The organism is Kitasatospora sp. NPDC059160 (assembly GCF_042755465.1).
Taxonomy (GTDB): Bacteria; Actinomycetota; Actinomycetes; order Streptomycetales; family Streptomycetaceae; genus Kitasatospora.
This window is the reverse complement of sequence record NZ_JBHZCN010000202.1, coordinates 1-6,707: the sequence shown is the minus strand read 5'-3', so window position 1 is coordinate 6,707 and position 6,707 is coordinate 1. Positions and strand designations below refer to the sequence as shown.

The following is a 6,707-nucleotide window of genomic DNA, read 5'->3' as shown; positions in this document are numbered from 1 at the left end:
CGAACCGTCGCCCAGCTGGCCGGAGTTGTTGGAGCCCCAGGACTGGACCGTACGGTCGGTCAGCAGCGCCAGGCCGTGGCCGTTGGTCGGGCCGGCGCCACCGGCGGCGATCCTCACCACCTCGGCGCTGGTCAGCCCCAGCACGGTGGTGGCGGTGGTGCGGAAGTCCGTCCAAGTGCCGTCACCGAGCTGGCCGGAGCGGTTGTTGCCCCAGGCCTTGAGTCGCTTCTCCTGGGCGTGCGCGGTGCCGGCCGGCACTGCCGCCAGGCCGAGTGCGGTCAGCGCGGCCACCGCTGCGGCGAGCGCCGGGCGCAGCCGGTTCCGGTGCGCGGTAGGGGAGTTCGTCATGTGCTGCCTTCCTGATGAAGGGGTGGGAGGTCAGCGCGCCAGGCTGAAACTGCCGTTGGAGGGGGCGGCGACCATGGCGACGCTGCCGGACTTGGCCAGCACCTGCACCGGGGTGAGGCGCTGGGTGGTGGTGCCGTCGCCCAGCTGGCCCTTGTCGTTCAGGCCCCAGGACTGGACGGTGCCGTCGCCGAGCACCGCCAGGTTGTGGGCGGCGCCGGAGGCGATGCCGGCCACGGCGCTCACGCCGGGGATCGGCACGCTGGTGTTGCGCTGGGTGGTGGTGCCGTCGCCGACCTGGCCCTTGTCGTTCAGGCCCCAGCCGCGCAGGGTGCGGTCCTGGAGCAGGGCGATGGTGTGCGAGGCGCCCGCGGAGAGCGCGGTGACGTTCTTGAGCTCCAGGACCGGGACGGGGTACGGCTTGTCGACGATCGTGTCGTCGCCCAGCTGCCCCTTGTCGTTCAGGCCCCAGGACATCACGGTGCCGTCGGCGAGGAGCGCGAGGGCGTGCGAGGCACCCGCGGTGATGCCCTTGACGGTGGTCAACTCGGGCACCAGGACGGCCGTGTTGCGGGTGGTGGGGGCGGGCTTGGGCGGGGCGTCGGTCGACTTGGCCGGCTTGGGCATGATGCCCAGCTGCCCCTTGTCGTTGTTGCCCCAGGTCTTCACCGTGCCGTCCCTGAGCAGGGCCATGCTGAACGTGTCGCCGGCGGCGATCGCCTTGACGTCCTCCAACCCGGCCACGGTCACCGGGATGTTGGCGTTGACGATGGTGCCGTCGCCGAGCTGGCCCTTGTCGTTGAGGCCCCAGGCCTTCACCGTGCCGTCCTTGAGCAGCGCCAGGGCGTGCGAGCCGCCCGCGGCGATCGCGTCGACGCCGCCCAGCCCGGCGACCAGGCCGGGCACCGCCCACTCGTCGGTGGTGCTGGTGGCGCCGTTGCCCAGTTGGCCCTTGTCGTTCTTGCCCCAGCCCTCGACGGTGCCGTTGGCGAGCAGGGCGAGGCCGAAGCCGCTGCCGGTGGAGCCGCCGGTGCCCCCGGCGGCGACGGCGTTGAGCTCGGCCCCGGACAGCCCGACCACGGAGGTCGGGGTGAGCCGCTGGGTCTTGGTGCCGTCGCCCAGCTGTCCGCTGGTGTTCAGCCCCCAGGCGCGCAGCCGCAGGTCGTACGCGGAGGCGGCGGAGGTGGGCAGCGCGACGGATCCCAGCAGGGCCAGGCTCGCCACCAGGGCGGGGGCGGCGGTCGCGGGCAGGGCGCGGAGCTTGCGGTGCAGCGGGTGCATCTCGTCCTCACGTTCGGGCGGGTACGGGGGCATGGGGATGCCCGGGCGACGGCAGGGGGCTGCCGCCGCTCGGGGTCGTACTGGCGGTGCGTCAGCGCGTCAGAGGCAGGGGCGCGCCGGGGCGGCGCGCCGGACCGGCTCGCCGATGGCCGGCGGAGGCGGCGGCAGCGGCCGGTGGTGGGGCTGGGCGGCAGCGCCGCAGGGCGACACCGGGCGCACCCCGGCCGGGGCGGCCGCGACGGCGGGGGCCGCACCCAGCAGGGGCAGGGCGAGCAGCAGAACGCAGACCTTCGGGGCTCGGGCCGTTCCGGACAGGGGTGACATGGCGTCCCTCACGGTGCGGGCCGCGCGACGGCACGGCCGCGCGGCCAGGGCGGGAATGAAGATCGGATTCCCGGAATACCTGCCCCATGATCGGAAGGGTCGTGCGGGATCGAACGGGTTTCCACCTTGTTGGCTCAGCCCGATCGTTCGCCGTCGCCCTATCGGACCGTCAGCTGTTGCGGACCGTGACCGGGACCCGAAGCATGGACCGCCGGGGCCCGGTGATCATCGATCGCCATGGATCGCAACTGCCCAACACGTCCGCCGAATTCAGTGGGAGAGACCGTGCTGCGAGCGCAACGAGCCAGACTTCTAGCCGTCACCCTCGGTGGCACCATCGCCCTGGCGACCCCCACTCCGGCGGGGGCGGTGGACACCGAGCCCGTCGTGGTGGTGAACGGGACGTTCTCCTCCCCCACCGTGCCCGCGGGCCAGAGCTTCGGCTCCACCGTGGACGGTTGGAGCGGTACCGGTCTCGCCTCGGCCGCCCGGGCGGAGCACCCCAGGAACTACCAGGCGGCCCTCACCGCCCGGGGCAACGCCGCCGTCCCGCTCAGCACCCGCCTGCGCGGTGTCCGCACCGGCGCCACGGTCACGCTGAGCTGGGACGACAACCCGGACAAGTGCGTGGCTCAGGGTGTCGCCAGACGGCCGTACACCGTGACGGTGGCGGGCGATGCCAACACACCGGGCAGCTTCACCACCAACGACCCCAACGGAAAGGCCAACTGGTTCCTCGGCCGGACGTACTCCTTCACCACCGCCGAGGACGACCCCAAGATCACCTTCACGTCGACCAGCACCGAGAACGTCGGTTGCGGCCCGCTGATCGCCAATGTCGCGGCCACCCAGACCGCCCCGCCACTCGGTCCGCCGCAGCCCTCCAAGGCCAACGACCCCTGCGCAGGCGATGCGAAGGACAGCCCCTCCTGCAAGGACGTCGCCGACAACAAGCAGCAGATCTCCAAGTGCCCGCCCAGCAACAAGGACTGCCTGGCGAGCGTCGCCGGGGACGGCAAGGCGCAGAACGACGGCATCGCCAAGGAGACCCAGGCGGTGGAGGACTTCAACAAGGTCCCCCGCGACGAGGACCCGAACAAGGCCGCCTCCGAGCTGTGCACCCTGCCCAACGCGCTGACCGACGGGGTCAAACCCGGCGACGCCGTGGTCCCGCCGAGCGACTGGTGGGTCTGCTGATGGGGCGCCGCCTCCTGCTCCGCGCCGGGTCCCCACTGGCCGTCGCCGGCCTCCTCCTCGCCGCCGCCCCGTCGGCGCACGCCGCCGACACGGTGGACGTCCCGGTGGCCAACGGCACCTTCGCCCAGCCCGTCGCGCCCGACAACGGCACCGCCGCCGGGCACGCCGACTGGTCGCCGGAGAACAACGCGGTGGTCTTCGGCAAGGCCCTCGCCCAGCACCCCGCCGGCTACCAGGCGGCCTCGCTCAACTGGAACGGCGCGGCGCTCGCCCTGCGCACCCGGCTGTGGGGCGTGAAGGCGGGCTCGCACGTCACGCTGAGCTGGGACGACAGCCCGGGCGTGGACCGGCGCTGCACCTCCGCGCAGCTCAAGGACGGCCAGACGTACAACGTCTCGCTGATCGCCCCGGGGAACCCGCCGGACCCGACGGTCACCACCAAGGGCACCGACACGGTCGGCACCGCCAACTGGACCACCGGGCGGACCTTCGGCTTCGACGCGCCCGAGGACAACCCGATGGTCTCCTTCGACTCCGCCGAGCAGCGCGACTCGCGCTCCTGCGGCCCGCTGATCACCAACGTCACCGCCCGGCAGTCCCCCGCCCCGGTCGACCAGAAGGTCCGCAAGGAGCAACTGCCCGGCCCCAAGGCCTACAAGGGCAACGAACCGCTGGAGCCGGGCATCGCGGTGGACGACTGCGAGGGCTCGCCGACCAACTGCGTGTTCACCGTGGACAAGGGCTCCTCCTACCAGTACTACGGCCAGACCAGGATCGTCGGCGAGGTCTACGTCAACTGCAGCCGCAACGCCGTCGTCGACGACCGGAGGATCGAGGTCACCGAGCCGCCGTACGACAACCTCACCCAGTACTACGCGCTCAAGGGCACCCCGCTGACCCCCAGCCGCTCCGACATCTCGCAGAGCCGGCCCAACCTGGCCGCTCAGGCCGCCGCCGGGTTCAGCGCCGCGGGCGGCAACACGGCGGCCGTCTCCACCGGCAACCCGCTCACCTGGAGCCGGACCGGCACCAAGGCGCTCAACCCCACCATCCAGCCGGGCGAGGTGAGTTGGATCGAGGTGCAGCCGGCCCGGGAGCGGGTGGCGGGCAGTTTCAGCAACGCCCGCAACAAGTACCGGCTGGACGCGACCTTCGACGTCCCGGCCACCTCCCTGCCGGACCGGTACTTCCAGCGCACCGGCCCGCTCACCGACGTCGAACTCCAGCGCTGCGGCTCCGCCCGGCCCACAGCGGGCACCCCGGACAACGGCGCCGGGCCGGACCGGCGGCTGCTGGCCGTCGAGGCGCCGCCCGCCGGGGTGGTGGCCAGGTCGGTCCCACTCCTCTCCTGATTCCCTCTACCCCCGAACTCTCCCCTCGGCAAGCGGATCCACGAACTCCGGACCGATCGGCCGCCCGCGGCCTAGAGTCCTGACCTGATCGCCCTCCGTCGGCGGAGGGCCGGGCGGGTTCGGGGGTTGCGATGGAGCGGGACGTCATACGGGAGTCCGCGCGGGCGGGCCGGGTGGTGCTGTGGGAGGAGCCGGCGCGCGACGGCGCCCAGGCCAAGACACTGATGTCGGCCGCGTTCCGGGTCCGGCTGGCCCGCGAGCAGGGCCGGATGTTCGGCGCGGACGGGCCCCGGCACGTGGTGTTCGCGGCCGGCTTCCCGGCGGTGTGCGAGGAGGAGTACGAGGCGGTGCGGCGGGTCGCCGTGGAGGCCGAGGGCACGGTCAGCGTCGCCGCCGTGTGCCGGGGCCGGGCGGCGGACGTCCGGCAGGCGGTGGCCTCGGTGCGGGGCACCGCGCACGCCCGGGTCATGGTGGTCGTCCCCGCCTCCGAGCCGATGGCCCGGACGATGACCCACCGGCCGGCCCGGGAGGCCCTGGAGTCGGCGGCCGCCCTGATCGAGGAGGCCCGCGCCCTGGACGACGGGGTCGCCGTCGACCTCTGCCTCGCCGACGCCTCCCGCGCCGACCACGGCCTGCTGGCCGACCACGCGGGCGCGCTGACCGCCGCCGGGGCCGGCACCGTGCTGCTGGCCGACACCGTCGGCATCCAACTTCCCTACGAAGCAGCCGAGTTGTTCGGCCGGGTCCGGGCGGCGGCCGATGACGACGTCGTCCTGGGCTGCCACCTGCACAACGACCTCGGCCTCGGCCTGGCCAACACCCTGGAGGCACTGCGGGCGGGCGTCCGGGTGGTGTCCGCCTCCTGGCTGGGGATCGCCGAACGCAGCGGCATGGCAGCCACCGAACAGCTGCTGTTCCTGCTCGCCCACGACCCGGCCCGGGCGGCGCGGCTGCTGGGCGACGACACCCCCGCCTGGTGGACCGCCCCGGACCTCACCGCACTGCCGCAGCTCGCCCGGTCCGTCTCCGGGGAGACCGGCGTCCCACTGGGCGTCACCACCCCCGTCGTCGGCAGCGGGGTCGGCACGATCTCCACCGGCACGCCCTTCGTCCACCCGCAGCTGTTCCAGCCCTTCGACCCCGAGGCCGTACTGGGGATCGCCCCGAGCGTGGTGCTCACCCAGCTGGCCAGCCTCCGGGTGGTCCGGGCCGTCGCCGACCAGCTCGGCCACGAGCTCGACGAGCAGCAGGCCCGGGCCGCGCTGGCCTGGGTGAAGTCCCGAGCCTACCGCACCGGCCGGGCCGTCGTCGAGGACGCGGCCTTCGCCGCCTACCTGGTCGGCCTCCGCTCCGCGCCGACCGGGGCATCGGCATGACCGCCGGCACGGTCGAGACCGGCGGGACCGGCGGGACCGGCGGGACGGTCGACCTCGACGGCGCCCGGGCGGCCCTGCGGCGCGGCACCGCGGTGGTGCTGCCCAACCCGGCCCCGCTGACCCACGTCGTGGCCGGCACCGACCCACGGGCCGTCAACACCGCCAAGGGCCGCCCCGCCGAGCAGGCCGTCGCCCTCTGGGCGCACGACCCGGGCACCCTGGCGCGGCTCGGCGCCGCCCTCGACCTCTCCCCCGCCCTGGCCGCCGCCGCCCGCCGGCTGCTCACCGAGGAGCGGGTGACCCTGCTGCTCCCGCTGCTCCCACTGCTCCCGGGCGCGGCGCGGCCCGACTGGCTGGCCCCCGCCACCCGGGACGGCTGGACCCTGCTGTTCGGCGCCCGCTGGGAACCCCTGCTCCCGCTGCTCGCGGACCACCCGGTGCTGTACGTGAGCAGCGCCAACCGCACCGGCCACCCGCCCGCGGCGACGGCGGCCGGGGCCCGCGCGATGTTCCCGGCCGCCGTGCCCGTCCTCGGCCCGCTCTCCCTCGACGATCACGACGGCCCTGCGGGCGGCCGGGCGGCCACCACGACCCTGCGGCTGCACCCGGACGGCTGGCTCGACCTGCACCGGCCCGGGGCCCAGGACCGGCCGTACCCCGGGCCCGAGGCCTACCTGGCGCACGTCCGCACGGCCTTCCTGCCGTGAACGCGACTCGGCCGCCCACCCGTCGCGTACGGGTGGGGGGGCGGCCGGTGCCCCGCGGGGGCGGGGGAGGCCACCGGGGGCCCCCACCCCACCGGCGGCAGCCGGGGCCCGGCGGGGGGGCGGGC

At 74.5% G+C, this 6,707-nt stretch carries 6 protein-coding genes and 1 pseudogene; 4 read left to right on the top strand and 3 right to left on the bottom strand.

From position 1 onward, the window contains the following. From ACFXOZ_RS41615 to ACFXOZ_RS41605, 3 genes and pseudogenes are all read right to left on the bottom strand, one after another. A pseudogene (locus ACFXOZ_RS41615) lies at positions 1–348 on the bottom strand (hypothetical protein); the annotation flags it as partial. Positions 349–378: 30 nt separating this feature from the next. Next, positions 379–1,626 (bottom strand): RCC1 domain-containing protein, encoded by a 1,248-nt coding sequence (locus ACFXOZ_RS41610; protein ID WP_380595259.1) that lies wholly within the window; start codon positions 1,624–1,626, stop codon positions 379–381. A gap of 99 nt (positions 1,627–1,725) precedes the next feature. Beyond that, positions 1,726–1,950: a hypothetical protein gene (locus ACFXOZ_RS41605; protein WP_375891590.1), complete on the bottom strand. Its 225-nt coding sequence runs from the start codon at positions 1,948–1,950 to the stop codon at positions 1,726–1,728. A gap of 285 nt (positions 1,951–2,235) precedes the next feature. Between ACFXOZ_RS41605 and ACFXOZ_RS41600 the strand changes: the two genes are divergently transcribed. The 4 genes from ACFXOZ_RS41600 to ACFXOZ_RS41585 all read left to right on the top strand — a co-directional run bounded on the left by ACFXOZ_RS41600 (position 2,236) and on the right by ACFXOZ_RS41585 (position 6,582). Continuing rightward, positions 2,236–3,147 carry a hypothetical protein gene (locus ACFXOZ_RS41600; protein WP_375891592.1) on the top strand — a complete coding sequence of 304 codons (912 nt, stop codon included), beginning with the start codon at positions 2,236–2,238 and terminating at the stop codon, positions 3,145–3,147. Beyond that, on the top strand, positions 3,147–4,499 hold the full coding sequence (locus ACFXOZ_RS41595) for a hypothetical protein (RefSeq protein WP_375891593.1): 1,353 nt from the start codon (positions 3,147–3,149) through the stop codon (positions 4,497–4,499). Before ACFXOZ_RS41600 ends, ACFXOZ_RS41595 begins: the two co-directional genes overlap by 1 nt. Positions 4,500–4,630: 131 nt before the next feature. Beyond that, complete coding sequence (locus ACFXOZ_RS41590; protein ID WP_380595256.1) at positions 4,631–5,875, top strand: 2-isopropylmalate synthase; 1,245 nt, start codon at positions 4,631–4,633, stop codon at positions 5,873–5,875. Beyond that, positions 5,872–6,582: a hypothetical protein gene (locus ACFXOZ_RS41585; protein WP_380595254.1), complete on the top strand. Its 711-nt coding sequence runs from the start codon at positions 5,872–5,874 to the stop codon at positions 6,580–6,582. Before ACFXOZ_RS41590 ends, ACFXOZ_RS41585 begins: the two co-directional genes overlap by 4 nt. Positions 6,583–6,707 lie beyond the last annotated feature (125 nt).

Excerpts from the sequence above, each read along its gene's own strand:
- ACFXOZ_RS41610 (WP_380595259.1), bottom strand. The coding sequence starts at position 1,626 with ATGCACCCGCTGCACCGCAAGCTCCGCGCCCTGCCCGCGACCGCCGCC.
- ACFXOZ_RS41605 (WP_375891590.1), bottom strand. The coding sequence starts at position 1,950 with ATGTCACCCCTGTCCGGAACGGCCCGAGCCCCGAAGGTCTGCGTTCTG.
- ACFXOZ_RS41595 (WP_375891593.1), top strand. The coding sequence starts at position 3,147 with ATGGGGCGCCGCCTCCTGCTCCGCGCCGGGTCCCCACTGGCCGTCGCC.
- ACFXOZ_RS41590 (WP_380595256.1), top strand. The coding sequence starts at position 4,631 with ATGGAGCGGGACGTCATACGGGAGTCCGCGCGGGCGGGCCGGGTGGTG.
- ACFXOZ_RS41585 (WP_380595254.1), top strand. The coding sequence starts at position 5,872 with ATGACCGCCGGCACGGTCGAGACCGGCGGGACCGGCGGGACCGGCGGG.